25 protein-coding genes are annotated in these 24,970 nt (G+C 41.0%); 20 read left to right on the top strand and 5 right to left on the bottom strand.

Annotated elements, in window-relative coordinates:
- Positions 1 to 3 precede the first annotated feature (3 nt).
- The 11 genes from H513_RS0103475 to H513_RS0103420 all read left to right on the top strand — a co-directional run bounded on the left by H513_RS0103475 (position 4) and on the right by H513_RS0103420 (position 9,187).
- Positions 4 to 1,131 carry a sensor histidine kinase gene (locus tag H513_RS0103475; protein ID WP_026799462.1) on the top strand — a complete coding sequence of 376 codons (1,128 nt, stop codon included), beginning with the start codon at positions 4 to 6 and terminating at the stop codon, positions 1,129 to 1,131.
- The gene (locus tag H513_RS0103470) at positions 1,128 to 1,742 is read left to right on the top strand and encodes a response regulator transcription factor (protein WP_026799461.1); all 615 of its coding nucleotides are present in this window, start codon (positions 1,128 to 1,130) and stop codon (positions 1,740 to 1,742) included. The genes H513_RS0103475 and H513_RS0103470 overlap by 4 nt, the downstream gene beginning before the upstream one ends.
- A gap of 34 nt (positions 1,743 to 1,776) precedes the next feature.
- Positions 1,777 to 2,226, top strand: coding sequence for a GNAT family N-acetyltransferase (locus H513_RS0103465; RefSeq protein WP_026799460.1), 450 nt, complete (start codon positions 1,777 to 1,779; stop codon positions 2,224 to 2,226).
- A 55-nt stretch (positions 2,227 to 2,281) separates the two neighbouring features.
- Complete coding sequence (locus H513_RS0103460) at positions 2,282 to 2,659, top strand: iron chaperone (RefSeq protein ID WP_026799459.1); 378 nt, start codon at positions 2,282 to 2,284, stop codon at positions 2,657 to 2,659.
- Positions 2,660 to 3,179: 520 nt separating this feature from the next.
- The gene (locus H513_RS0103455; RefSeq protein ID WP_026799458.1) at positions 3,180 to 3,689 is read left to right on the top strand and encodes a GrpB family protein; all 510 of its coding nucleotides are present in this window, start codon (positions 3,180 to 3,182) and stop codon (positions 3,687 to 3,689) included.
- Positions 3,690 to 3,907: 218 nt separating this feature from the next.
- Positions 3,908 to 5,122 (top strand): NupC/NupG family nucleoside CNT transporter, encoded by a 1,215-nt coding sequence (locus H513_RS0103450; RefSeq protein ID WP_026799457.1) that lies wholly within the window; start codon positions 3,908 to 3,910, stop codon positions 5,120 to 5,122.
- A gap of 40 nt (positions 5,123 to 5,162) precedes the next feature.
- On the top strand, positions 5,163 to 5,459 hold the full coding sequence (locus tag H513_RS21120; protein WP_081658159.1) for a GNAT family N-acetyltransferase: 297 nt from the start codon (positions 5,163 to 5,165) through the stop codon (positions 5,457 to 5,459).
- 257 nt (positions 5,460 to 5,716) lie between these two features.
- Complete coding sequence (locus H513_RS0103440; RefSeq protein WP_026799456.1) at positions 5,717 to 6,355, top strand: NUDIX hydrolase; 639 nt, start codon at positions 5,717 to 5,719, stop codon at positions 6,353 to 6,355.
- A gap of 35 nt (positions 6,356 to 6,390) precedes the next feature.
- Positions 6,391 to 6,879 carry a YdbC family protein gene (locus H513_RS20800; RefSeq protein ID WP_051239640.1) on the top strand — a complete coding sequence of 163 codons (489 nt, stop codon included), beginning with the start codon at positions 6,391 to 6,393 and terminating at the stop codon, positions 6,877 to 6,879.
- A gap of 444 nt (positions 6,880 to 7,323) precedes the next feature.
- Positions 7,324 to 7,851, top strand: coding sequence for a GyrI-like domain-containing protein (locus H513_RS19520; RefSeq protein WP_051239638.1), 528 nt, complete (start codon positions 7,324 to 7,326; stop codon positions 7,849 to 7,851).
- An 88-nt stretch (positions 7,852 to 7,939) separates the two neighbouring features.
- Complete coding sequence (locus H513_RS0103420) at positions 7,940 to 9,187, top strand: MFS transporter (RefSeq protein WP_036769765.1); 1,248 nt, start codon at positions 7,940 to 7,942, stop codon at positions 9,185 to 9,187.
- A 501-nt stretch (positions 9,188 to 9,688) separates the two neighbouring features.
- Here the strand turns inward: H513_RS0103420 and H513_RS19515 are convergent.
- Both H513_RS19515 and H513_RS19510 read right to left on the bottom strand, forming a co-directional pair.
- Positions 9,689 to 11,281 (bottom strand): aminotransferase class V-fold PLP-dependent enzyme, encoded by a 1,593-nt coding sequence (locus tag H513_RS19515; RefSeq protein WP_036769762.1) that lies wholly within the window; start codon positions 11,279 to 11,281, stop codon positions 9,689 to 9,691.
- Positions 11,278 to 11,850 (bottom strand): glycerol-3-phosphate acyltransferase, encoded by a 573-nt coding sequence (locus H513_RS19510; protein ID WP_051239636.1) that lies wholly within the window; start codon positions 11,848 to 11,850, stop codon positions 11,278 to 11,280. Before H513_RS19510 ends, H513_RS19515 begins: the two co-directional genes overlap by 4 nt.
- Positions 11,851 to 12,153: 303 nt before the next feature.
- Between H513_RS19510 and H513_RS0103405 the strand changes: the two genes are divergently transcribed.
- Positions 12,154 to 12,513 carry a hypothetical protein gene (locus tag H513_RS0103405; protein ID WP_026799454.1) on the top strand — a complete coding sequence of 120 codons (360 nt, stop codon included), beginning with the start codon at positions 12,154 to 12,156 and terminating at the stop codon, positions 12,511 to 12,513.
- Between the two features lie 281 nt (positions 12,514 to 12,794).
- Positions 12,795 to 13,190, top strand: coding sequence for a cupin domain-containing protein (locus H513_RS19505; RefSeq protein WP_051239634.1), 396 nt, complete (start codon positions 12,795 to 12,797; stop codon positions 13,188 to 13,190).
- A 97-nt stretch (positions 13,191 to 13,287) separates the two neighbouring features.
- Here H513_RS19505 and H513_RS0103395 read toward each other — a convergent pair whose 3' ends face one another.
- The gene (locus H513_RS0103395) at positions 13,288 to 14,421 is read right to left on the bottom strand and encodes a serine hydrolase (RefSeq protein WP_231572096.1); all 1,134 of its coding nucleotides are present in this window, start codon (positions 14,419 to 14,421) and stop codon (positions 13,288 to 13,290) included.
- A gap of 87 nt (positions 14,422 to 14,508) precedes the next feature.
- On the opposite strand from H513_RS0103395, the gene H513_RS21450 reads away from it, so the two are divergent.
- Both H513_RS21450 and H513_RS0103385 read left to right on the top strand, forming a co-directional pair.
- A complete protein-coding gene (locus H513_RS21450; RefSeq protein WP_154655174.1) occupies positions 14,509 to 14,649 on the top strand; it encodes a hypothetical protein in 141 nt (46 codons plus the stop codon).
- Positions 14,618 to 15,532: a serine hydrolase domain-containing protein gene (locus tag H513_RS0103385; protein ID WP_161625286.1), complete on the top strand. Its 915-nt coding sequence runs from the start codon at positions 14,618 to 14,620 to the stop codon at positions 15,530 to 15,532. Before H513_RS21450 ends, H513_RS0103385 begins: the two co-directional genes overlap by 32 nt.
- A 148-nt stretch (positions 15,533 to 15,680) precedes the next feature.
- On the opposite strand, the gene H513_RS0103380 is transcribed toward H513_RS0103385, so the two are convergent.
- On the bottom strand, positions 15,681 to 16,313 hold the full coding sequence (locus H513_RS0103380) for a hypothetical protein (RefSeq protein ID WP_154655172.1): 633 nt from the start codon (positions 16,311 to 16,313) through the stop codon (positions 15,681 to 15,683).
- A gap of 96 nt (positions 16,314 to 16,409) precedes the next feature.
- Here H513_RS0103380 and H513_RS0103375 point away from each other — a divergent pair, with 96 nt between their 5' ends.
- Positions 16,410 to 17,276, top strand: coding sequence for a GNAT family N-acetyltransferase (locus H513_RS0103375; RefSeq protein WP_026799450.1), 867 nt, complete (start codon positions 16,410 to 16,412; stop codon positions 17,274 to 17,276).
- Positions 17,277 to 17,297: 21 nt separating this feature from the next.
- Here H513_RS0103375 and H513_RS0103370 read toward each other — a convergent pair whose 3' ends face one another.
- Positions 17,298 to 18,260, bottom strand: coding sequence for a LacI family DNA-binding transcriptional regulator (locus H513_RS0103370; protein WP_026799449.1), 963 nt, complete (start codon positions 18,258 to 18,260; stop codon positions 17,298 to 17,300).
- Between the two features lie 512 nt (positions 18,261 to 18,772).
- Between H513_RS0103370 and H513_RS0103360 the strand changes: the two genes are divergently transcribed.
- From H513_RS0103360 to H513_RS0103345, 4 genes are all read left to right on the top strand, one after another.
- Positions 18,773 to 20,578 carry an assimilatory sulfite reductase (NADPH) flavoprotein subunit gene (locus H513_RS0103360; protein WP_026799448.1) on the top strand — a complete coding sequence of 602 codons (1,806 nt, stop codon included), beginning with the start codon at positions 18,773 to 18,775 and terminating at the stop codon, positions 20,576 to 20,578.
- Positions 20,579 to 20,608: 30 nt separating this feature from the next.
- On the top strand, positions 20,609 to 22,327 hold the full coding sequence (locus tag H513_RS0103355; RefSeq protein WP_026799447.1) for an NADPH-dependent assimilatory sulfite reductase hemoprotein subunit: 1,719 nt from the start codon (positions 20,609 to 20,611) through the stop codon (positions 22,325 to 22,327).
- Positions 22,328 to 22,539: 212 nt separating this feature from the next.
- Complete coding sequence (locus H513_RS0103350; RefSeq protein ID WP_026799446.1) at positions 22,540 to 23,580, top strand: LacI family DNA-binding transcriptional regulator; 1,041 nt, start codon at positions 22,540 to 22,542, stop codon at positions 23,578 to 23,580.
- Between the two features lie 16 nt (positions 23,581 to 23,596).
- Positions 23,597 to 24,934: an ABC transporter substrate-binding protein gene (locus H513_RS0103345; RefSeq protein ID WP_026799445.1), complete on the top strand. Its 1,338-nt coding sequence runs from the start codon at positions 23,597 to 23,599 to the stop codon at positions 24,932 to 24,934.
- Positions 24,935 to 24,970 lie beyond the last annotated feature (36 nt).

The raw sequence follows: 24,970 nt of genomic DNA, 5'->3' as shown, positions 1-24,970 counted from the left end.
AGAATGAAGATTCACTTGTTTCCGGAACGCTTCGGGAAGGCGACGTTAATATGGATGGTTTACTTTATCCTTCCCTTCCTTGCGTTATTTCAATTAAGAGGCATAGATTTAGTTGTGGGAATGGTTCTATTTTGTCTATTTATTTTCCTTTATATTGATAATTATTGGAATCCGAACCATACGATGAGAAACGTCGTATTCATGACAGGGATTATTGCGTTCTTTGTCTTTAGGCATCATGCCGGTTATCTGTACACAGGTATGTATACCGCTCAAGCATTAATCTTTCTAAAAAGCAGGGGTCAATTCTTATTAGGGTATATGCTCCAAATCGTCTTGATTGCCGTGCTGTTGTTTGTTCATTTCACAGGAATTATGGTGATTAACCTTCCGTATATCCAAGCCGCCATCATTATGATTCTATTTACTCCTGTCATCATCAACTATCAAGTGAAATGGGAACAATCTCAACAAGACTTAGAAGAAGCCTATAAGCGCATTGACCAACTTAGTAAGCATGAGGAGCGTGAACGAATTGGAAGAGACCTACATGATTCGGTTGGACAGACGCTCTCTATGATCACATTGAAGAGTGATATTGCGATGCGGCTCGTACACACTCATCCAAATCAAGCAGAGAATGAAATGAAGGAAATCCATCAAATCTCAAGAACGGTGTTGCAACAAATAAGAGAGATTGTATCTGATCTGAAACATTTATCCTATGATACTGAAATTCATGAGGCCTGTAACGCCTTATCTAAGATTGGGATTAAGGTAGATTATGTGGGGACGACGACTGTCCTTCAGTTAAATCAATTGTATGAGAATATACTTGCGTACTGTGTGAAGGAAAGCATCACAAATCTGATTCGGCATAGCGAGGCTACACGTTGTGTGATTGAGAAAGTCGAGAGTGAGAAAGAAGTTGTGGTGTCCATCTCTGATAACGGAGTGGGATTCCCTAAAGCCTTTCAGAAAGGAAATGGGCTAATCGGAATGGAAGAACGATTAGCTATGATTAGTGGCAAAGTCGATCTAACACATTCAGATAAGCAGGGCTGTTGTGTACGAATCTCCATACCGAAAGTTCAGATGAATCAAGGTGTCCATGAGGGGGTAGCTCAATGATCAAGATTTTACTAGCGGAAGATCAAAATATGTTAAGAGGAGCCCTGACTACGCTATTGAATATGGAAACAGACTTCAACGTAATGAAAGAAGTCAGCGATGGCAGGGAAGCTTTAGACTTTCTACAAACCCATAAGCCTCACATTGCCTTACTTGATATTGAAATGCCAACACTTACAGGATTAGACGTGTTGAAATGGATGAGGGAGAAGGAAATGGATACTAAAGTAATTATATTAACTACATTCTCTAAGCGCCATTACATTAAAGAGGCGTTATCTCATCGTGTTGATGGATACTTATTAAAGGATACTCCGAGTACTGAACTTGCGAACTATATAAGGGAAGTCGTGAACAATCATAAACAAGTGATTACCCCATCTATCATGAACCAATTTCTCTTTGAAGAGCAACATAACCCTTTGTCTAAACGTGAAGTAGCTCTTCTCCAACATGTAGAGAAAGGAATGACAACAAAGCAGATCGCCGAGGCACTCTATTTATCTCAAGGTACAATCCGTAATTATTTATCCGAAATATTACAAAAACTAGAAAAACAGAATCGTACTGAAGCAGCCTTTTATGCTCGGAATAAAGGGTGGCTCGATTAACACCCATATAAGGACAAATAGAAAGGTGAGTGCGATGAAGGTAAGAAAATTATATAATGAAGATCTAGAGCTACTTACAAGACTCTATGTAGACGTGTTTAGTAGAGAACCTTGGAGTGAGCCTTGGACAGTTGAGACAGCATCAAAGCGTATAAAAGATATACAAGCTACCCCGGGATATGTAGGGGTTGGAGTAATTGACTATGAGGAAGAATTGAATGGAATGGTGCTCGGGAACATTGAGCAATGGGTGGATAGCCAAATCTTCTATGTGAATGAGCTTTGTGTAAAGAAAGAACTTGAAGGGCAAGGTGTCGGTAGTCGCCTAATGCAAGTACTCCAAGAGGAATTGATGAAGCAAGATGTATGTATGATGTACCTTTCGACCGAAAGAGGCCACGCCAAGCCAGCAAAGTTCTTTGAGAAACTCGGGTTCAACATAATTGAAGACAGAATCTTAATGGATAAAGCGTTTGGATCATAACTGTATATGCGTGAGCGAACTATAGAGTCGTACAATTCAAGGGAGGAATTTATAAATGCAATATGATGCAGGAACACCAGAAGACTACCTTCAGCAACTAGAGGACGATTGGCGGAAGGAGAAACTACTGTTCATACGCGAACTAATCTTAAAGGAAGCACCAGAACTGCAAGAAGGAATCCAATACAAGATGCTATCCTTTGGAGATGGAACCACTACGTTATTTCACCTTAATGCACAAAAAGCTTATGTCAGTCTTTATGTAGGCGATATTAACAAGATTAACGATTCTGAAACACTGCTCGAAGGGTTAGACGTTGGAAAAGGATGTATTCGAATTAAAAAATCGAAGAACATTTCAGAAACAGGACTTCAACCTTTTATACAGAAAGCAATCCAGGCATGGAAATCAGGTAGTGATCTTTCTTGTTAAGATGCATTTTCTACGGACGCTTCGTCTCGCTGTAAGGTAAGTCGGAGGATTTAAATTTGTATTCCTCCCTAGTAACTATGTCTTTAAATCATAAGATTGGTAGGATTCTTAATAGGAATGATTCTATCCAGTGGTCTTCCTATCCGTTGTGACATTTGACATTGTGGTTCGTACGTTTGTAACTGGATATGATCAATGGAAGTATCGGTCAAGGAGAGAAGGAGTTATTTCATTCAGTACCTTTTTGTTCGGTTTGGTTTGGGTAAGTCTTGTGCTCTACTATGACATTATGGGCTTATTTGTGTACTGAACCATCGTACAAAGGAGCGCGATGGTCATTGTTGATTCTTGCCATTCCTATCAAGATATTAATCACCGAAGGAAGCATTGGTGCTGCTTACACCGATTATGTTATACCAATCTATCGCTTCGTTGGAACGATGCGCTTCCATTTGTTTCTAATCTTTCTTGGTCGGGTACAATTTACTAAGAAAGGAAGGTTGAAAGGAGTGGAATCTGTATGTTTGGTTTGCCGAAAGATGAAGTGTATTTGCACCCGTGGTCAGGAAGCTGGGAAGAGGAATATCATCACGAAAAGAAGAAGATTGAACAGCAGTTGCCTGTTGACTCGATAAAGATTCACCATATCGGGAGTACGGCTGTGAAGCAGCTAAGCTCTATGCCTATTATCGATATTGCAATTGAAGTTCCAAACTATGAAGCTGGGATGACATGTATTGCTTCCTTAGAGGAGATTGGCTATGTATACGAGGGAGAGAATGTCTACCCTGAACGCCATTATTTCATTAAAGGTTCGCCTGTAACCCATGAAATTCATCTGTTTGAAGCAGGAAGTGAACACTTAGAGGCCCAACTAAAGTTCAGGGATTTCTTAAATCAGGACGCCCGTGCACGTTCCGAATATGAACGTCTTAAATTGAATTTATCCGTCGCAAACAAGCAAGACAAAAGGCGTTATGTAGACGAAAAAACCGCATTTATTGAAGATGTACTTAAGAAACTAAACTAAATAGTAGATTGATGATGAAAGCATGTATTTGTTCAAGATTGAACGTCTTGGGCAGGACATGCTTTTTTTGGTCTCTCAGTATAAAAAGAAAAAAACTGTTGCAAACCAGTTAGTCAGGTGATAGATTATTACTTTATTGATTCTGATATCAGACCTTATTGTTAGCTAACGTATACATAGACTCCATGGAGACATCTAAGAGAAAGAGAGGAACCATCATGGGCAACATTCTTTGGGGAATTGGTGGAATGGCCACTATTTTTATTCTTGCATATGCACTTTCCAATAACCGCAGCTCCATAAATTGGAGAACGGTATTTGGCGGACTAGCCATTCAGGTGATGTTCGCTTTTATTGTTTTTGCCACTTCTTGGGGGCAGTCATTGCTTCAATCAATGTCTAAAGCTGTCGACCAATTAATGAGTTATACTTCAGAAGGAATCCAGTTCTTGTATGGACCACTGGTCAATCACGATGGTGTGGGGATGATGTTCGCTTTCGAAGTATTGCCAACGATTATTTTCTTTAGCTCACTTATTGCTGTCTTATACCATTTAGGGATTATGCAGAAGGTAATTCTTGTTATTGGTGGATTTCTTTCCAAAGTTCTAGGTACGAGTAAAGCGGAAAGTATAAATGCAGCAGGTAACATCTTTGTCGGGCAGACAGAAGCACCGTTACTGATTCGTCCCTTTATTAAGTCAATGACGAAATCTGAGTTGTTCGCCGTTATGACGGGAGGTTTCACGTCTATAGCGGGTTCTGTCCTTGTCGGGTACTCCCTACTAGGTGTGAGCGTTGAATATCTCATTGCAGCATCCTTTATGGCTGCTCCAGCCGCGCTTGTATTAGCCAAATTGTTTGTGCCAGAGGTTGAAGAAATTGCTACTCAAGATGGTGCCACTCTTGATGATCATGATGCTGCGAATATCTTTGACGCTGCTGCTTCTGGTGCAACAACAGGTCTAAAGTTAGCTGTTAATATTGCAGCCATCTTATTATCATTTATAGCTTTGTTGGCTCTTGTGAATGGTTTGTTGGGGGTTGTTGGAAGTTGGTTTGGCCTTCAGCTCACTTTAGAGAAGATTCTTGGCTATGCGATTGCACCTCTTGCCTTTGCCGTTGGGGTTCCCTTCCAGGAAGCTGTACAATCTGCTGGCTTTATTGGACAGAAGCTCGTGTTGAATGAATTTGTTGCCTTCTCAAACTTCGGGGAAGTAAGTCCTGAAATGAGTAAGAAGGCAGAGGTTGTCACAACCTTTGCTCTTACAGGTTTCGGAAGTTTGTCTGGAATTGGAGTTCAACTCGGGGCGTTAGGAAGTTTAGCTCCTGAGCGAAGAAAAGATATCGCCCATTTAGGTTTACGGGCGGTTGTTGCAGCTTCCTTAGCTAACTTGTTGTCCGCAAGTATCGCTGGAATGTTCTTAGTATAAGGAGAATGGAGCGTGACAAAATGTTACGCTCTTTTTTTATTTGTTCGTTATTGGGGGAAAGCCTAAACGTAAACAACATATAGGACAAATCGCCCTCGGAATACGATCCCATCATCACCGTAAGGGATATAGAAGAGCTCTCCTTTCTTATGTTGAGGATTGGGCAGTTTCTCATATGATTACAAGATTAGAGTTACATGTTGTGACAGCAAATGAACCTGCGATTAAGTTGTATAACCAGCGAGGTTTTGAGATTGAAGGAACAATAAGGAACTCGCTCTATATTGATGGACACTACTATGATGAATACATAATGGCAAAGCAGCTAAAGCAATAAAGTCCTCTTCGGAGAGCCTTATTGCTTTATTTATGAATTGATCAATCAGACTATTGTCCTTACCCCGCTAATAAACATGAGACTAGTCGGACAGCATTGATCAACACAGGTTGGTCCGTTTTCGTCTTTTAATTTCTGTAATGTTCATCATGTCCAGGTTTGTGATGGTATGATATGGTAAATGTATCGGCATTAAATTACCCATTACAAGTCTTGAAGTAACGAAGGGTAAATAAGATTTCAGAGGATGTGAAAGGATGGCAGAATACAAGACACCTGCAACGATGAAGTGGCTTCAATGGGCGCAACAAATTCAGTCTATATCTCAAGCAGGCCTGACCTACGCGAAGGATCCATTTGACAAAGGAAGATACGAAGAGCTACTTCAACTTAGCGCAGAGATTATTGAACAACATTCGGAGCATGAGATGCAGTCTGTGCTTCAATTGTACACACAAGAAAAGGGATATCAAACGCCTAAGGTAGATGTTCGCGGAGTGGTCTTTCATGAAGGGCAAATTCTCTTAGTGAAAGAGAGAAGTGATGGTCGCTGGACACTCCCTGGTGGATATTGCGATATTGGATATTCCCCAAAGGAGAATGTTGTGAAGGAACTCTATGAAGAGAGTGGCTATGAAACGGTCCCAGTACGATTGTTAGCTGTGCTTGATAAGTTTAAGCACCCTCACCCTGCGGAAATCTTTCAATATTACAAGTTATTCATAGAATGTGAGATTGTAGGAGGAAATCCATCTACCAGTATGGAAACAAGTGACGTACAGTTCTTCAGTAGACACGAACTTCCACCATTGTCACTAGGGCGGGTAACCCCATCACAAGTTGACTTACTCTTTCAATACGAAAACGCACCGAACCTCGCCACATGGATCGATTAACAAGTATCTAAATCATGGTTAGAGGAGGTATTTTGTTGATTTTAAAGGTTATTCAATGCAAAGTGCCAACGTCAAAGCGAGAGGAATTTCATGAACTTCAACGAAAATGGGAAGACCTATCCACCATTGAAGGATTCTATGCACAACTCGGAGGCTATCATGCCAATTTTCCCAGTGAAGTAACGATTTTAGCTTTTTGGAGGGATATGACCTCATACCAAACGTTCATGGCCACGAGGCACGATTCCATATTTTTTGGAAATGGTCAACAACACACATGTGACGCCATACATGTATCGTTTTTTGATTGTGCTTTAGATGATGATGCTTTTCAGAGATTTAAAGGTGCGACTCATGTCTCTATAAACACGACGTACAATCCAAATCGAGAAGCCTCTTTAATGATTGCTAAGGGGATTGAAGACGAATGTTCATTGCAGTTAAATGTGGATGATTCCTGTACTAATCGCATTCGGGTTGAAGAAGATTGGCACGTACTTGGGAGAGTTACGCAACTCAATTAAAACATTTATACGTGAAAATGTCGAAATTTTTAAACAACTATAAAGCCAGTCTTTAAAACGGATGCATTGATGGGGACCATGGACGCGAATGGAATCCAAGAGAAAGTGCAAGAGGTAAGATCAAACAGGTGGAACTCGTAGGACCAGGGTTTGTAGCTGCTGCAATGGGAGTAGGGACTGGGGGCCTCGTTGCAGCTCTAGTAGCTGGGATAACTTATGGATTTCTATATCTTTAGGCAATTCTTGTTGAGGCGGTATGAAAGTACTGTCTCAATAAAGGAGTAGGCAGGTGGTATGTAGCCACGGGCAAAACCATCAATGAAGAGAATCTTATTCTAACAAAGAGAGGCCCTATTCGAGTAGAGACTGTCTTATTGCTTCTACAAGCGTCAATCATGATTGAATGCTCAAATCTTGTCAACTATGTAAGTGAGGAGGACTACAGTGAAGCCTGCGAAGCTTGTTGTGAAAGAATCCTTCACAGTTATTGGAGTGTCGAACAAAGGCTCTCATCAAAATTCTGAAGATGATGATGTAATTAAACATTTATGGGGAGAAATGAAGACTCGGTATAAAGAAGTGGATGTTGAGGCTGAGACCATAACAGGCGTTTGTTTACCTCCAAGAAGTGACGATTACTTTTACATCGCTGGAGTGGAATCAGATAAGATTGTAAACCTACCAATAGGCATGAAATCTTTTACATTCCCCGCCTGTCAGTACCTCGTATTCCTCCACGAAGGTCATATAAACACGCTCTTTGATACGTATCACCAAATATGGAATGTTCTCTTGCCTGAGTCTTCATACCAGTTAGCTGAAGGTCCAGAGCTTGAAGTGGTCCATATACAACAGGATTTGAACCCCTATAGCGATGACTACGTAATGGAAATTTGGATCCCAGTTCAAAACGCCAACATCTCACATTCTATACCTGTAGGAAAGAAAGGGAGCATTAAAGCGTGTTCTTAGCCACCTACACATTACAATCTAACAGGTTTCCTCTCTTACTTAGATGAGCGGTATAGGTACGTAATCGACTGATATAAAGGAGACTATTATGGGAGAAGTGAATCGTACCATTCTTGGTCGAAACATGAGTGTCATCGTTACAAATCAGTTCTTGACTGCATTGGCTGACAGTATATACGACGTAGCAATCTTCTGGTACGTGTATGATCAGACACAGTCTGCATTGTATGCGTCCATCTTGACGACAATCAGTATGCTTACACAAATTTTAATTGGGCCTTTTATGGGGGTAGTTGCCGACCGCAATCATCCTAAGTGGACGATGCAACTAGGATTTGTTCTCATGATAGCTGTAGGCATTACAATGACGATCGCTTATGTTACGTTTCTTGACTATTTTGTCATTCTGTTATACATAGGTGTAGTCATTCATGAGATAGGGATGACGACCATTCTCCCCGCAAAGAGTAAGCTGTTGCCAAGGATTGTATCCATGGATAGAATTGTTCAAGTGAATGGATATATATCGTCAACCTCACAAATCGCTGTTGTTCTCGGTAAATCAATCAGTGGGTTTCTCATTTCATTAGTAGGGTTTGTTGGGGTCATGCTTAGCCATTCGGCTATTTATTTACTCGCGTGCTTATTGCTTCAAGTGCTCTTTCTCTCATCTACGACCAAACGAGAAGATGCGATTCAGATGGCTGCAACAGAAGAGGTGAAACGGAAGTTCGCTTTTTTCAATGAATTGAAAGAAGCATTAAAGATTATGAGGTCCCATCGGACCTTATTTAAACTCATTATGATTGGCATGGTCATTAACCTTGCTTCTGTCATCGGCCCTTTGTTTATTGTTGTCGTGCGTGAGCAATACAATGGGGGGGCTATTGTATTTGGTTGGTTCAACGCTGTTGGAGCAATTGGTGGAATATTAGTTGGTTTGTTTGCTAAGCGTCTATTGAATTGGTTTAAACCGGTACATACATTTACAGGCAGTATGATTGCTGGAGGTGTAAGCATCTCTTTAGTTGGAATGCTTACGAATGTATATATGGGCATGGCGCTGTATTTTTCATTGAGTTTTTGTTTGACTATCTTCAATGTAGCTTTTTCTTCGTTACTGATTACGCTCGTAGAAGATGAGTATCGAGGGCGGATTCAGAACTTGACGATGTCTATTGCAGCAATCTTTATCCCTATAATCGCTATCATTGGGGGATATGTAGCCGATTTAACGTCTGCTGGACTTGTTTACATAGTGGCTGGGATATGGGTGGTGTTGGGAGGTTGTTACGTGTTCTTTGACCGTGACGTTCGTACAATTGAAGAAATTTAATAACTAAAGGTTCGCCCTGTAGGAGCGAACCTTTAGTTATTCGTATTTCCTTAAATTTCAGTTAATAATTTGGTCAGAATTAATGCCTAATAAATGTAGGAAGGTGGCTCTACTATCAATTTCACCTCCAAGTGTGTCCAATCTGCTCCCTTCTTGGCCGGGTATGTGAATGAGTAGGGGGCCTATTTAGAGACACTGTATTAAAGACTGAATCTCGTTTGTTTAATAACTCCAACACACCAGGTTCATATTCTGATGAAATCCCATAATGATCGCCGTACAATACAAACATTGTATTGTGATAGAGACCAATCTCTTTCATGGATTGAAAGAAGGTTTGAATCTAGACTCCAATGCAATGAACGAGTAACCATGATTCTTCCCATAGTGAATCAAGATGAAGGTTGAATCCTACTCGCTCTACAAACAAAAGTTTTTATCCATAGTGACAAGAGGGAGAGAAGCAAGGTAACCCGTATTGGCTAACAGAACGAGGGCGGATTATCTTGTAACCTTATCATGGTAAAGTTTCATAAAGGTGTTCAGTCCTTTATGAATTCGTTCTTGCTCGAACCATCCCATACATGCAAGCTGTACCCAATTATTACGTATTAAGTACTCACTCTCATAACTAATATGTATCCCTTGTTCTTTGCAGTAATCACCAACTGATTTACTTGAAACTTCTTCTGGAATCTCAATCGTTATAACTTCTGGGGAGTATGTGTCGTCTCCTATTACAGGGATGTTGTTCGATGCCAATATGCTTCTTATCGACTTCACATAAGCTACCGTTTCTGCTGATTTTCTCTTAGTCATGGATGTGGTCAAGGCGTCTAGCAGATTGGAACTATGAGTATAGGGAAGACTTCCATGCTGTTCATACACCCCTATGTCTAGGTAACGTGGAATGGTTGCATTTGGCCTTAACGGCTCGCGATGGAGAACAATGCTAAGACCAGGAAAGGCGCCTAGTGCTTTCCCGCTCACTGAACTCACTAAATACATTTCTTTGAAGTTGGTCTCGATTGCACCAAGTGAACTGCATCCGTCTACACAAACTTCAACACCATACTGTTCACAAAGACGTTGGATAGCTTCAACGTCATATATATACCCCGTTGACGTTTCGCAATGAACGGTCCATAACCATGAGATGGATGACTGCTCGTCAAGAATCTGTTCTATTTCTTCAATCGTGATAGGAATGTTCCAGTTCTTTTCTATAGTATAATGTGATAAATTTAATCGATTGGCATGGTCCCGTAATCGACTCCCAAATTCGCCGTTTATGAGAATGAGTCCTTCACCTTTAAAGGTCGATAACTGCGAGGCAATGGCATCATTCGCTAATGTGCCTGTTCCAACCATCAGTACGCTGTAGTTCGCATTCGTATACTCTTGAAGTTGCTTCTTTGCTTTCGTCATGAGTTCTTTTACATGTTGATCTCGGTGGGAAACAGGTTGCTTAGAAAATGCATCTTCAACTGATGGATGTGATTGGACTGGACCAGGTAAGAAAGATAGAGTTTCCTTGTGTTTCTCCTGCTTTCTTATGACCTTGCTAAAAGAACGGGTAGATTGACGAAATGTCTCTTTGGTTAAATACATTGGTTGATACGGAGCATCTTTTGAACCAACGAGTTCACCAAATGGAATAAAGCCCATTCGTTTATATAGCTTAAGCTGTCTCGTTGTTCCTGAAATAAGAGCTGTTTCGTATCCATTCTTTATACAATATTCAACGAGTGTTTCACACAAGCGAAAGAAGACTCTCGAGCTTCGGTGATTACTAAGAATAGACAACAATCTAATTTCGCAGAATGGACCACAGTGTGGAAGATATTCGTTTAAGTTAGGCAACTTCTCATCTAATGAAAACGGGCGAGATGCGCGAACGGCTACCATTCCAATTACCTTGTGTCCTTCTTTGGCAATGATATATGTATTTTCATTGTGAAACCGATCTACGAGCACGTGCTCATCATTTTCTCTATGCTGTGGAATCTCATTCACAAATGTGTTGTAGTTTAATTGATGAATTTGAGCGAGCTCTTCAGCTTCATTCGCTTCTTTATAGACAATGGAACTCAAATTGTTTCCTCCATTCTTCGTTTAGGTTGAATGTGCGCGACTATAATGATAATCAACAATCCTAGTAAACTAATTGGCACAAGTAAGCTGTCATATAACATAAGAGCTGTAATAGGGATCGAACTCATTGAGATAAAACCGCATTGAGTGTAAGGGAGCTTAGTTAAGCTTAAGAAGCCTACGATTAAACTGAACATGATGAAACTAACAGGGGCGATATAGAGAGTAATGGATAAGAAGACAACAACCCCTTTCCCGCCTTTAAAGTTTAGTTGCGGAGGGAACAGGTGACCGAATAAGAGGGCGTAAGCGTTAATAAGTAACAGCTTCTCTTCCATGAATAAGCTTTCTGTAAGCCACAGAGTCAAGATAACTTTACAAAAATCAATAAATAAAGTAAGCAAGAAACCTTCACGACCGAGCAGACGCCCTGCGTTAGTAGCCCCAACATTCCCAGATTTATAACTTCGTAAGTCTATATCCTTCTTCCATTTAACAACGTAATAGGCACCTGTAATACTCCCCATAAAATATGAGAAAGCTGCAACTAGTATGATAGTAACGGACAAGGTTCACATCACTCCTTGTAATCTCGTCCACTTATTACAAATATGGTTTCCACTATAATAAAAGTATTCCGTACAATCAACAATAATCATACAAATATTACATATATTTCTATTAATGACAGTAAATCTAGTAAAAAAGAGGGGTAAAAAGAAGGAATTTGTATGTCATGGTCGAAAGTATGTAGTATATAAAACGCATATAGTGGAAGCACGAACCCTACTAATTCTCATGCAATTGGCTACCGCACTATAGAAACGAAAGCTAAAAATTTCATTCCAACACTTCTGGAAGAGGAGGATTCTATGAATCGAACATGGAGGAGAAGATTAGTTATAATCGGCGTCTCTTTACAAGCTCTCGTATTGCTATTAGGCGTAGGAATGATGGTAGTTGTTATGTTGAAGTACCCGAATGAATTACCAGCTCGCACAGAGGTTATGTATGCATGGTTTGTATTTATTGTACATGCGATTGGACTAGGCTTGGCTGTCTACTCGTTAGGCTTAATGGGACGACAACCTAAGCGTGCTGGTGTCTATTTGCTCCTTACAGGTTTACTTATGATTCCTTTAACTCTCGGGGCTACTGTCATACAATCATTATTGTTTATGGTAGCGGGATTGGGTTGTTTTAGACGGCAATCGTATTTCTTATCTGCATAGCATAAAGGAACTACATATGAGATTGAATCCAATGAAAGAACACTCGTGAGTTGCGAGTGTTCTTTTCTGTAATCTAGTTTCTTAGAAGGTATGAAAGGGATTGCTTTCTTCCATTCAATTGTTTTTTGATTTGCTTAGCACTAGTTTCTCCCTGTTTTGTTCTAGCGATGTCTTACAATTGCACGGTTTAGCTTCTTCTCATACTCAGAGGGGGTTGAAGAAGGGAGAAATTGGGTAAAGATAGATGTTCATTCATAACGTCATGAAATGAGGGAAGAAGGATGGAAATCTTTCAAATTGATGTTGCGGCAGGTATTCCAGTTGAAAAGTTTCAGTCCAATTTTCGATTAACGAAATTGACGTCAACGAAAGAAGAGACACATGTGAGCTTTATGTATCTGCCTCCAGGTGGGAAAGTGGGCTATCATGAAGCCATGACTGACCAGCTCCTCGTGGTGATCGAAGGGGAGGGCGTAGTCTCAGGTGAGAACCAGACATATGTGAGCGTCAGTAGAGGAGATGCAGTCTACTGGAAGAAAGGCGAGTTTCATGAAACGAAGAGTACAATTGGATTGACAGCGGTCGTATTTGAGAGTCTAGTACTCGAATTACCTGCTTTGATGAAGGAATCTAATATTACAGCAAAAAGCGGTATTCAAAAGCCCACTTCTATATAGGAGTGGGCTTTTTATTACAAATTTAAAGGAGTATGTCCATCTTTCTAGAAGATTGATTACTTAAGACCGGATTGGACTGCTCATTTACATTGGAATGTTAACGATTGGTTAGGCTAGCTATCAACTCATTTCGAAACTCTTCACTTTTCAGAACGTTAAGCTGAAAGTCGTTCATGTTTCTTGACAAACGCGCTTGCTCATAGGGAGATAACTTGTCAGCTAAGAAAGCAAATTCTGTTCTATTTCCTTCTTGATCAGTCGCATAGAAAGCAACGGCTAACACGTATTCAGTAGAACCGGATTTTTGGCCTGCATGTTGTAGCCACTTGCGGTTGCCTGGGTGTTCCATTAACGATTGGAGTAAAGGATCAAGGTGTGTATAGACTTCATGAGAGTAGTGTTCCTTTTGGTTTAATCGTTTCATGACTTGTACATAATCGTGTGTTGTTGACCTTGGTAGACGATCGGACCACAGTTGCCTAAATCCTTCATGTAGATGAGAGATTAACTCGTTCTTATCTGTGTGAGATAACGGGTTGTGCTTCCACCTATCATGAACGGTATTGGCATTCTTTCGATATTCTTTTATAGACATTTTCTGCAGTTCAGTTAGTGCGCTTTTTCTTGTATGGTTCTCTGTTAGTAGTAGGGAAGGGATTCCTAGTGCTCCGACTATACTATACATAGGTTCATGGTGCTTTAGTTCTAGCTCTTCTATCGTTCGATTAATCGCGTTCTTCCCAAGTTTACTGAATAAGTAATCAGTATTTGCGTTTGAACTATACACCATCATCCCATACGCTACCTCTTTTAAAGGCACAGTATCTTTTTTATCAATCGCCCTTATGGAAGCCAGCCATTCTTGGTGAGCGGCGCCATCCGTTTTGGGGAAATGGAAGACTTCTAGGTCTTTTAATGAGATTGGTTCTTCTGGATTGACGTTGCCATTTGCAGCTTGCTTCGCATAAGTAATTGCGACCATGATCTTAACTGTACTTGCTAAGGGGAGCGGTGTGTGGCTATGTTTCTGAGCGATTGGGGTGTCATTATAGTGAATAAGAAGTGAAACGTTAGGATTCGAAACGTGTTTATGAAGAAACGAATGTACATACTTTGGGTCCCGCTTCCTTACGAGTCTATGAAATAATGCATAACTAATGCCGAATCCTGTTAGGATCAATAGAAGTACACCTACAATTACCCAGAATAGAACGCCCATAAGGGTAATCATCTCCTTTCTGGCCCCATTCCTGTCTTTCTATTAGTTAAGTTCTCTCTAGTTCATCCAAAATCCTTTTATTAGCAGGAGGAGTCTCTCATGAAAACCGTTACGATAAAAGACCCTATCCGAGAGGGCATAACAGATCAGAGCTTTTCAGGTGTCGTTACAGCCGGAAGTGGGGAAGAAATTTATTGCAATGAACCCTTTGGCTTTAAATCAATCAGAAAGAATGAATAACAGACAGAATACGAGGTTTGGTATTGCTTCAGGCTCTAAAGTATACACAGCTGTTGCGGTTGCTCAGTTGGTAGAAAGTGGTGCATTTCAATTCGAAACAAAGGTAGCAGAATTGCTACCAGGTTATTTCCCATTATTTGATGAGACCGTGACGGTGCATCATCTATTAACGCACACCTCTGGTATTCCTGACTATTTTGACGAGTCAACGATGGATGATTTCGAGGAATTGTGGCGCCACACTCCAATGTATACCTTACAAACCTTGGAGGATTTTATTCCGCTCTTTAACGGAAAGCCACAAGACTTTATGCCAGGTGAACAGTTTCAGTACAATAATGCTGCTTTCATTGTCCTAGGCTTGATTGTTGAGCGAATAGCAGGTAAATCCTTTCAAAGCTATGTAGAACAAGAGATTTTCACCCGTGCTGGGATGGACGATTCTGGATACTTTCGTCTAGATGAGCTCCCTTCCAACACTGCCCTTGGTTATATAGCTACGGAACATGGAGTTATGAGGACAAATCAATATGCCATTCCAGTTGTAGGTGGGGCGGATGGAGGAGCATTTGTAACTGCGGGTGATTTCAACAAGTTTTGGAATGCACTATTCTCACATAAGCTGATTGGGGAACAACATAAGCAACAACTTCTTAGCTCTCATGTTGAAGTAGATGATTCGACTGGATATGGTTATGGTGTCTGGATGAAGTACGGAGTTAAAGGGATTCGTAAGTATTTCGTTATGGGATTTGATCCTGGTGTTCGGTTTCATTCTTCGTACTACCCGAATTCTAAGTCGTATATTACGATTACAAGCAATGGAGAATACGATTTATATAAGATTATGAGAAGCATTGAAGAGGCAAGAGCTCTAGATTAGGTCACTTGCCATCTTATCGTTCTTACTTCAATTTCTATCCTAGCTTCATTTGTAGAGAGACCTTCTCTTATCTATAGATCAATCTGCGATTACCATTATAGTAGAATAACGATTGTATGTGGTTCATAAAGGATTACTGTAGTTGTGGCTATTCAAGACTGTCAACAAAGCGGTTGAAATGGAGAAGGTCTTCCTCTTGTAAATGACGTTTCGCTTCTATGACAAGCTTGTACATGGAAGCGGCGTCACTTATTTCATCTGCTCGTTTATAACGGTTCGTTAAGTCATTTACATAGAGCATTTTTACTTCGTTGTATTTATTCTCCTGTACCAATAAATCTTTACTATCCCTAATTTTTTGGAAATGGATGTAGGCTTCTTTATATTCTTGATCTAGTAAGAACTGCTCCGCATTAGCAATGAGAAGCGATATTGCATATCGTTCATGAATCTGTTGTTCAATAAAGGAACGTTCTGAGTCGAAGAACGAATTGAATGGAGTAAAGAGCCGCATGTTCTCCATAACCTCGTCGAATGTAAGCTTTCCTTGTTTATAATCGGTAAAGTGAGCGTGGAGTTGTTCTGATAAATAGTCATAAGCCTCTCGCTGGTCACTTTCTGAAAGTGATTCATAGAGAGAAGCGGCTTTCGTGACTTCCTCATTTAGCATCAGGATTTCAAAGTCTATGTAATTCGTGTCTCTCTTAAAATGATAGTACGTGAGGGAGAAGAATAGAGTGGAGAGGATAAGAACCAAGAATTTCTTCCGATAGAATCTCATCATAAACACCGCCATTTAGAAGATTTCTTCATGCTTATGCGTGGATTGTTTGTGTATGAATAAATGTAATCAAATCATGTGAAGAGGTGGATAAGTATGATTGGAATGCCAACTGTACTTGAAGTTGCACAATTTATAGAAGAAATGAATAGTTCGAGGCGCACCCATATTGGGTTTTGCGGAGATCGTCATGAAGAAATTATGGATGCGCTCCTACAAGATTTCACAGATGTTATATGGAGTGATGCGTTCGTAGGAGTAAAGGAACACGGTGAGTGGGTCGCCATGTGTGGGATTGACTTTGATGAAACAAGAGGTTTAGGAGAAATATGGGGACCATTTGCTAAAGATGAATCGTTCCACTCCTATGACAAGCTCATCTCAGTCTTGTTGCACAATTTCCCAAAGAAATTACATCGTGTAATGGTATTTCCAGATATTCAGAATGAATCAGTGAATTCATGGGCGGAACAACGGGGTTACACTAAACTAAGTGAAGAATTGATTTGGACGTGTACAAGTGAAGGGTATCAATCACATCAGCATGAATTAATGCTAACAGAATACAAGGATGTGTACTACAATGCTCTAGTGTCCCTGCATGACAAACTATTTGAGAATGCGTATCTTTCTGGAGACGAAATGGTGAATGGGTTTAATGAGAAGCACAACATCTTCCTAGTCGTCGAACATGGACAGCCGGTAGGTTATGTTTATGTGGAAGCCTCTCCAGAGCATGGTGAAGCTTCCATAGAATTTATTGGAGTTGAATCGAACCATCGACACAAAGGATATGGACGTGTGTTACTACATGGAGCGTTAGATTGGGCATTTCAGCAGGGTGTCAGCGAAGTGACATTATGTGTTTCCATGCACAATGAAGGTGCGATGTCTTTGTATGAGAAAGTGGGGTTCCGCCGTTCTTCCCACCTTATCGCATGGTCAAAAACAATTGGAACGTGAGAAGGTAGTGATGTTGTTATGCTATACGGACTGGCGTTCTATAAGTGTAAATGGCATTTCTTTACGAAGTCCGTACTGTCCCTTTAGAACAACTTTCAGTAATTGTTGCCCCATCTGTACTAATGGCAATTCAATCGTAGATAGGTTTAGGTAGCTTGCCATCGCATCATTATCAAATCCTACAATAGCAAGATCATCTGGTATCTTATATCCATTTCGTTCACATTCCATATAGATGCCTGCTGCCACTTGATCACTACTAACGAGTAAAGCGGATGGCCGTTCTTCTTTAATTAGAATGGATTTAGCAATATTAATACCGTCTTCCAATGTGTACGAATTTGTGAAGATCCAATCGTCTCGTATGGTTTCCCCGAGTTCATTCATTGTCTCGTTATAGGCCTGAATCCGATTCTTGCTATTCGAACCTGTACTCCGTCCGATACAGTACCCAATCTTGCTGTGATTACATTGAATTAAATAGTTCAACGCATGACGAAATGCCTCAAAGTGATTAATATAAACAGAAGAGATGAAAGAATCTTGAACATTTTCACACAAAGCGATAGGACCATAACGTTTATGGTCTTGTAGAACCTCCCATCCACACGCTCTCGAACAAAAGATAAGACCATCCATTTGCTTCATTTTCAACATATGTAATGCTTTTAGCTCAGTTTCAACTTCATAGTTCGTTTGGAAGAGCATCAGTTGATGATTTCTCTTTAACGCCTCGTCTGAAATCCCTTGTAATAGCGTACTAAAGTAGGGGTGGTTAACGAACGGAACGACGACACCAATGACATTTGTCTTTCCAGTAGATAAGTGTACGGCATTAATGTTTCGTTCATAATTAAGTTCTTCCATACTGGCAAGAACCCGCTCTTTCTTCTCCTCGTTGACATAAGGGTGATGATTCAACACTCTTGATACGGTTGTAACTGAAACTCCAGCATGCTTTGCTAGATCTTTAATGTTTGCCATAGAATCTCCTCCAAATCAATGCTTGCTATGAAACGCGTTTCACAAAGTAAAGTGAAGATAAACAAAAGTTCAAGGAGGAGAGCTATGATGATCTTAGGCTTATGTTCACTACTATTATTATGCGTGGTGGAGTTGGTGACGGTTTCTTATACTCTAACTATAAATGAATCCCAATTGGAAGAACAACCCTTTCGCTACTATGAAGATTTCTTTTATGAGTGAGCACTGTGAAAGGATGAAGTGAATGTGTGGAATTATGATAATTTTCTAATAAATATATTGACATTTTAATCAGTTCGGCATAACATGTGAACCAATCGTGATGATTTTGTTGTTTCGTATACATGAAGGGAACCATTAGATGCATACACTACTAGTATCATTTAATGGATCTTTTCTACTTGTAAAACCGACTAAACAACTAGGAATAGATTGCTTTACATAGTACACATACGATTGTTTTATTACCCTGTGGAATCTATTCCAGCAAACCATAAAGAGAGGTGTAGACCTTGACCATCCGAGTCACCAATAGTCCCTTTAATGAGAACCAGGTGAAGTTAGTAAATGAACTACTACCCACTCTGACAGAGGCTCAAAGCCAATGGCTAAGTGGGTATCTAGCAGCAGTGAATACCTCAAACATCCCGGCAGCGAAAGAGGAAGAAATAAATGAAACTGAAGGCGGAAGACGTACCATTACAATTCTTTATGGATCCCAGACGGGTAATGCGAAACGAATATCAGAAGACTTCGGTGAACGGTTAGAGAAAGAAGGGTTTTCTTCAACGATAAGCGCGTTAGACGACTTTAAAACGAAGCATTTAAAGAATGTGGAAGACTTATTAATTGTAACAAGCACACATGGTGATGGAGACCCACCAGATAATGCGATGTCCTTTTATGATTATATTTTTGGAAAGCGTGCTCCTGACTTGAGTCATATTCGCTTCTCTGTATTGGCGCTTGGTGATACTTCATATGACTTATTCTGTGAAACGGGTAAAGAATTTGACGAGCGGTTGGAGCAGCTGAAGGGCGAACGGTTGATTGCACGTGTGGACTGTGACCTTGACTTTGAAGAACCATCTGAGGCGTGGTTCTCTGAATTGCTTCAGAAGCTTCGTGAAGACGACAGTGTTGTACCTTCAAGCTCATCTCCGCATCAACAAGAACCAACTAAAGCAGCATCTGTTCATTCTCGGGGGAACCCATTCTATGCAGAAATCATTGAGAACATCAATTTAAATGGCCGTGGTTCCAATAAAGAAACACGTCACATTGAACTTGATTTGGAAGGTTCGGGTCTAGAGTACGAACCTGGTGATAGCGTAGGTATATTCCCACAAAATGACCCTGTTCTTGTCCAACAGCTGTTAGAAGAACTTGGGTGGACAGGAGATGAACTTGTATCTGTAAATAAAGATGGGGAGAAAAGACCTGTACGAGATGCATTCACGGACGTGTATGAGATTACGAGCTTGACGAAGCCACTTCTCGAGAAGCTGGTGGACTATATTCCAAATGAAGCATTTGCGGCTCTTATGGAAGAAGAAAGGGAAACGCTAAAAAGCTTTATGTACGGCAGAGACCTGCTTGATTTAATTAAGGAATTTGGTCCATTAACGATTGAGCCTGAACAAATCGTATCTGTCCTACGTAAGATGCCTCCTCGACTGTATTCAATTGCAAGTAGTTTAAGAGCGAACCCTGATGAGGTTCACTTGACGATTGGTGCTCTTCGATATGATGCTCACGGCCGAGCTCGTAGTGGAGTTTGCTCAATCCAATGTGCAGAACGTTCTGAGTTGGGTGACCAATTGCCTGTCTTCATTCAACATAATCCGAACTTCAAGCTACCTGAGGACACAGGAACGAAGATTATTATGATTGGGGCAGGAACTGGTATTGCTCCATATCGTGCATTTATGGAAGAGCGTGAGGAGATAGAGGCAGATGGAGAGAGTTGGCTTTTCTTTGGTGAACAGCACTTTGTTTCTGATTTTCTCTACCAAGTGGAATGGCAGAACTGGCTTAAAGAGGGGATTCTAACAAGGATGGATGTTGCCTTCTCAAGAGACCAGGTGGAAAAAGTATATGTTCAACACAAGATTAAAGAGCAGCGAGAGGCTCTCTTTACGTGGTTGAAAGAAGGAGCTTATGTGTATGTATGTGGCGATGAAACCTATATGGCGAAGGATGTACACCAAGCCCTTGCTGAAGTGTTAATGGAAGTAGGGGAGATGAACGAAGAGGAAGCTGAATCCTACTTAACACAAATGCGTAAAGAGAAACGTTACCAACGAGATGTCTATTAAGTACGGCGTTGAACGAAAGGGGCTAGAAGAATGAGTGAGAAGGATCAAGTGAAACAAGGTGGAACGCCTAGTGAAATGGAACACATCAAAACGGAAAGTGATTACTTAAGAGGCTCCATCATGGAGAGTTTCGAAGACCGGATTACTGCAAGCATTCCAGATTCAGATGGGAAGCTGTTAAAGTTTCATGGGAGTTACATGCAAGATGACAGAGATGTACGAAACGAACGAAAGCAGAAAAAGCTTGAACCTGCTTATTCATTCATGGTGCGCGTAAGAGCTCCAGGTGGGGTTGCGACCCCAGAGCAGTGGCTTACGATGGACCGTCTTTCTGATGAATATGGAAACGGCACACTTAAACTTACAACCCGTCAAGCCTTTCAGATGCATGGGATACTGAAATGGAATATGAAGAGTAGTCTCCAGGCAATCAACGATTCATTAATGGATACGATTGCAGCCTGTGGAGATGTAAATCGAAATGTGATGTGTAATCCAAATCCTGACCAATCAAGTGTTCACGAAGAAGTGTACAGATGGGCACAGCAACTTAGTGACCACCTCACTCCACGGACACGTGCTTATCATGAGATTTGGCTCGACGAAGAAAAGGTGGTCGACAGTAGAGAGCTCGATGAAGAAGTTGAACCGATTTATGGGCCTACGTACTTGCCACGGAAGTTTAAGATTGGAATTGCCGTCCCCCCTTCAAATGATGTGGATGTCTATTCTCAAGACCTTGGCTTTATCGCAATCATTGAAGAGGGTGTACTTAAAGGATTTAATATAGCAGTAGGTGGAGGCATGGGAATGACCCATGGAGACGCATCTACCTATCCACAGCTTGCAAGGATTATTGGTTATGTCGCTAAAGAACGTGTTGTTGAAGTAGCTGAAAAGATTGTGACCATTCAACGAGATTATGGCAATCGGTCGAACCGGAAAAACGCTCGATTCAAGTATACAATTGATAGGTACGGGGTTGATTGGGTAATCAATCAACTAAATGATCGATTAGGTTGGGAGATAGAAGATCAGAAAGACTTTCACTTCAATCATAACGGGGATCGCTATGGATGGGTGGAAGGCGATGGGAATTGGCATCTAACCCTATTTATTCAGAACGGCAGAATTAAAGATACTGAGAGATACATGCTTAAAACGGCGCTAAGAGAAATCGCTAACGTTCATACAGGCGATTTCCGCCTTACAGCCAACCAAAATGTCATCATTGCCAATGTAACGGAGGAAATGAAGCCTACCATTGAGAGTCTCGTAGACGAATATGGATTACAGGATGGAAAAGAGAATTCGGCATTACGTAGAAACTCAATGGCATGTGTTGCAATGCCAACATGTGGTTTGGCTATGGCAGAGTCAGAGCGTTACTTGCCTAGTTTGATTGATAAAATTGAAGCTATGATGGAGGATGTAGGTCTTCGAGATGAAGAAATCGTCATTCGAATGACAGGTTGTCCTAACGGATGTGCACGCCCGGCACTTGGCGAAATTGCATTTATTGGGAAGGCTCCTGGCAAGTACAACTTCTACTTAGGTGCAGGGTTTGCTGGAAATCGTCTCAACCAACTGTACCGGGAGAATATCGGAGAAGAAGACATCCTGACGACATTAAAGCCAATTTTAAGTCACTACGCGAAGAGCCGCTATAATCATGAGCACTTCGGTGATTTTGTTGTTCGTACTGGGTACGTCGATGCAGTACACGATGGGATGGAATTTCATAAATAAGTAGAAGCCCGTGAAGAATATCTTCACGGGTTCTCTTAATTATCTGAAAATTTAGTTGTAAATACCTAACGCTAGCCGTATAATGTTCTCAAAGATTGAAAACGGTTTCAATAAATGGGGTTATCCATGAGTTATTCAGTATTTATAATGGGTGATGGACAAAATTGAAAACGGTTTCAATCTTATTATAAACCAAGAAGGAGAGGAGGAGTTTGGCCACTATAGATGATGTAGCCCGATTAGCTGGCTTATCCAAATCCACTGTCTCAAGAGTCATCAACGAATACCCACATGTATCAAAGAAGAAACGTCAACAAGTTAAAGAAGCCATGGAGATGTTAGGTTATGTACCTAATTCTTCAGCAAGAAGTTTGCGAAACAAAAAGACTGGTATTCTCGCAATCTTTGTTCCAAGGCTAATGAATCCGTTTTTCAGTGAACTAGTTGAACATGTTGAAGTAGAAGCGTCCAAACAAGGGTATCAACTTGTTATTTGTCAAACACATTATTCAACATCAATGGAACGGACACACCTTGAACTACTGCGTAAGCGACAGGTAGATGCTGTCTTGTTAACAAGTCTTCAAAGCAAATGGGAAGATGTGTCTCCATTTTTGGAATACGGACCTCTTGTCTTTTGTAACGAATTTGAAGAAGGAGCAAATGTACCTGTCATCCGTCTAGACCAGGAAGCTGGAGGGTATTTGGCGACGAAGCATTTGCTTGAATTAGGCCACGAACGACTTGCTTATTGTTGCGGTGGTTCAAGAAGCAATGTTGCTAGATATCGGGAAAGTGGCTTTCGGAGGGCGATAGCTGAGTATGGTCTGTCCTTTAATGAACACCATGCGTTTCGATATGCCTATTCAATTGAAGATGGAATGCGTGTGCTAGATGACCTGCTGTGCATAAAACCAGCACAACGACCAACAGCCGTCTTTACTGGGAGCGATGAAGTTGCTGCAGGCGTCATTGCTGCTGCAAAGGTGAGGGGAGTCACAGTCCCTAGAGATCTAGCAGTGGTGGGATTTGATAATCAAGCCATTACCCGTGTCACAACGCCGCAAATCACAACAGTCTCTCAACCCATTCATGCAATTGCCGAAAGGTCCGTAACCGTACTTATTAATAAACTTCATACAGGATTGTTTCGGGAGCGAGAAGACCACGAATTGGGATTCGAGTTAATTGTGCGCGGTTCCACATGCAGTTCCACAACGAACGTCTACAGAAAAGAATTAAAAACGACTTGAAAGTAGGGGATGTAACATGAAAGTGAAACATTTATGGTTTTTATTCATTTCTCTGTTCCTTGTTGTGCTAGTAGCTTGCAGTAATGGAGAAGAAGATGCATCCACGAATGAAGACTCAACAGGTGACACGAATACCTCTCTGACAACAGATGAGAATGCAGAAGACACTAACGATGAAGTTGTAACACTAGTCTATGCTAGAGGCGCTGATTCAACGAATGCAACAGACAAAATTGTAGAAGAATTTAATAAGCTGCACCCGAATATTCAAGTTGAGTTTCGGGAGATGCCTGCTGACACAGGTCAACAGCATGACGCTTATGTCACGATGTTTAATGCCGGTTCATCTGAAATTGATGTCATGGACCTAGATGTGATATGGCCAGCAGAGTTTGCGCAAGCAGGATATGTTTTAGAACTTGACCGATTCATTCAACAGGAAGGAATGGATTTGAACGCCTACAATCAAGGAGCTTTATCTGCCTCTCAATACAATGGGAAACAGTGGGCATTACCTAAATTCATTGATACTGGTCTCTTATTCTATCGCACCGATATCATAAGTGAAGACCAGGTTCCAACAACTTGGGATGAACTCCTTACACTTGCCAAAGACAACCAAGGAGCAGCAGGCAATGAATTTGGATACTTAATGCAAGCGAAGCAATACGAAGGTCTCGTGTGTAATGCGGTAGAATTTATTGCTTCTTATGGCGGTTCGTTCTTAGATGAGAATGGTGAAGTCGTTGTGAATAGTCCAGAGACGATTAAAGGCCTACAAAAGTTAGTTGAATTTGCAACCGCTGACTTTGTGCCTGGGAACGTGACTACATTTGCTGAGCCGGAGTCTCACACAGCTTTCATTGAAGGACAGTCTGCATTTATTCGAAACTGGCCTTATCAATGGAATCTAGCAAATGATGAGAACGAATCAAGCATTGTAGGAAACGTAGGTGTTGCACCACTACCAGCTGGCGATGCAGGTTCTGCAGCCGCATTAGGTGGGTGGCAAACAGCTATCAATAAACATTCTGAACATAAACAAGAGGCATTTGAATTCCTTAAATTTATGACGGGTCCAGAAGGTCAGAAGTTATCTGCTATCCACGGTGGACTTGCACCTACTTTGCCTGAATTATTTGAGGATGAAGAAATCCTTGAAGCTAACCCGTTCTTTGCTGAAGAAGGTTTCGTAGAAGGTCTAAATGCGGCTGTAAGTCGTCCAGTCGCACCGAACTATCCAGAAGTATCTGAGATTATTCAAATCAACGTCTCAAAAGCAATCGCAGGAGAAATGACTGTGGAAGAGGCTGTAGAATCAATGGAGAAAGAGTTAACAGCAGTTATGCAATAAAGGTCACTTGGTAAAGCTAGCCTTCATGAATCATGG

The sequence above is a fragment of the Pontibacillus halophilus JSM 076056 = DSM 19796 genome, assembly GCF_000425205.1.
Classification (GTDB): domain Bacteria; phylum Bacillota; class Bacilli; order Bacillales; family BH030062; genus Pontibacillus_A; species Pontibacillus_A halophilus.
Note: the sequence above shows the minus strand (reverse complement) of the source record. Positions and strands in the feature narration are given on the sequence as shown.

Coding starts and splice junctions, on each gene's coding strand:
- H513_RS0103475 (WP_026799462.1), top strand. CDS start 4: ATGAAGATTCACTTGTTTCCGGAACGCTTCGGGAAGGCGACGTTAATA.
- H513_RS0103470 (WP_026799461.1), top strand. CDS start 1,128: ATGATCAAGATTTTACTAGCGGAAGATCAAAATATGTTAAGAGGAGCC.
- H513_RS0103465 (WP_026799460.1), top strand. CDS start 1,777: ATGAAGGTAAGAAAATTATATAATGAAGATCTAGAGCTACTTACAAGA.
- H513_RS0103460 (WP_026799459.1), top strand. CDS start 2,282: ATGCAATATGATGCAGGAACACCAGAAGACTACCTTCAGCAACTAGAG.
- H513_RS0103455 (WP_026799458.1), top strand. CDS start 3,180: ATGTTTGGTTTGCCGAAAGATGAAGTGTATTTGCACCCGTGGTCAGGA.
- H513_RS0103450 (WP_026799457.1), top strand. CDS start 3,908: ATGGGCAACATTCTTTGGGGAATTGGTGGAATGGCCACTATTTTTATT.
- H513_RS0103440 (WP_026799456.1), top strand. CDS start 5,717: ATGGCAGAATACAAGACACCTGCAACGATGAAGTGGCTTCAATGGGCG.
- H513_RS0103420 (WP_036769765.1), top strand. CDS start 7,940: ATGGGAGAAGTGAATCGTACCATTCTTGGTCGAAACATGAGTGTCATC.
- H513_RS0103405 (WP_026799454.1), top strand. CDS start 12,154: ATGAATCGAACATGGAGGAGAAGATTAGTTATAATCGGCGTCTCTTTA.
- H513_RS19505 (WP_051239634.1), top strand. CDS start 12,795: ATGGAAATCTTTCAAATTGATGTTGCGGCAGGTATTCCAGTTGAAAAG.
- H513_RS0103395 (WP_231572096.1), bottom strand. CDS start 14,421: ATGATTACCCTTATGGGCGTTCTATTCTGGGTAATTGTAGGTGTACTT.
- H513_RS21450 (WP_154655174.1), top strand. CDS start 14,509: ATGAAAACCGTTACGATAAAAGACCCTATCCGAGAGGGCATAACAGAT.
- H513_RS0103380 (WP_154655172.1), bottom strand. CDS start 16,313: ATGAGATTCTATCGGAAGAAATTCTTGGTTCTTATCCTCTCCACTCTA.
- H513_RS0103375 (WP_026799450.1), top strand. CDS start 16,410: ATGATTGGAATGCCAACTGTACTTGAAGTTGCACAATTTATAGAAGAA.
- H513_RS0103370 (WP_026799449.1), bottom strand. CDS start 18,260: ATGGCAAACATTAAAGATCTAGCAAAGCATGCTGGAGTTTCAGTTACA.
- H513_RS0103355 (WP_026799447.1), top strand. CDS start 20,609: ATGAGTGAGAAGGATCAAGTGAAACAAGGTGGAACGCCTAGTGAAATG.
- H513_RS0103345 (WP_026799445.1), top strand. CDS start 23,597: ATGAAAGTGAAACATTTATGGTTTTTATTCATTTCTCTGTTCCTTGTT.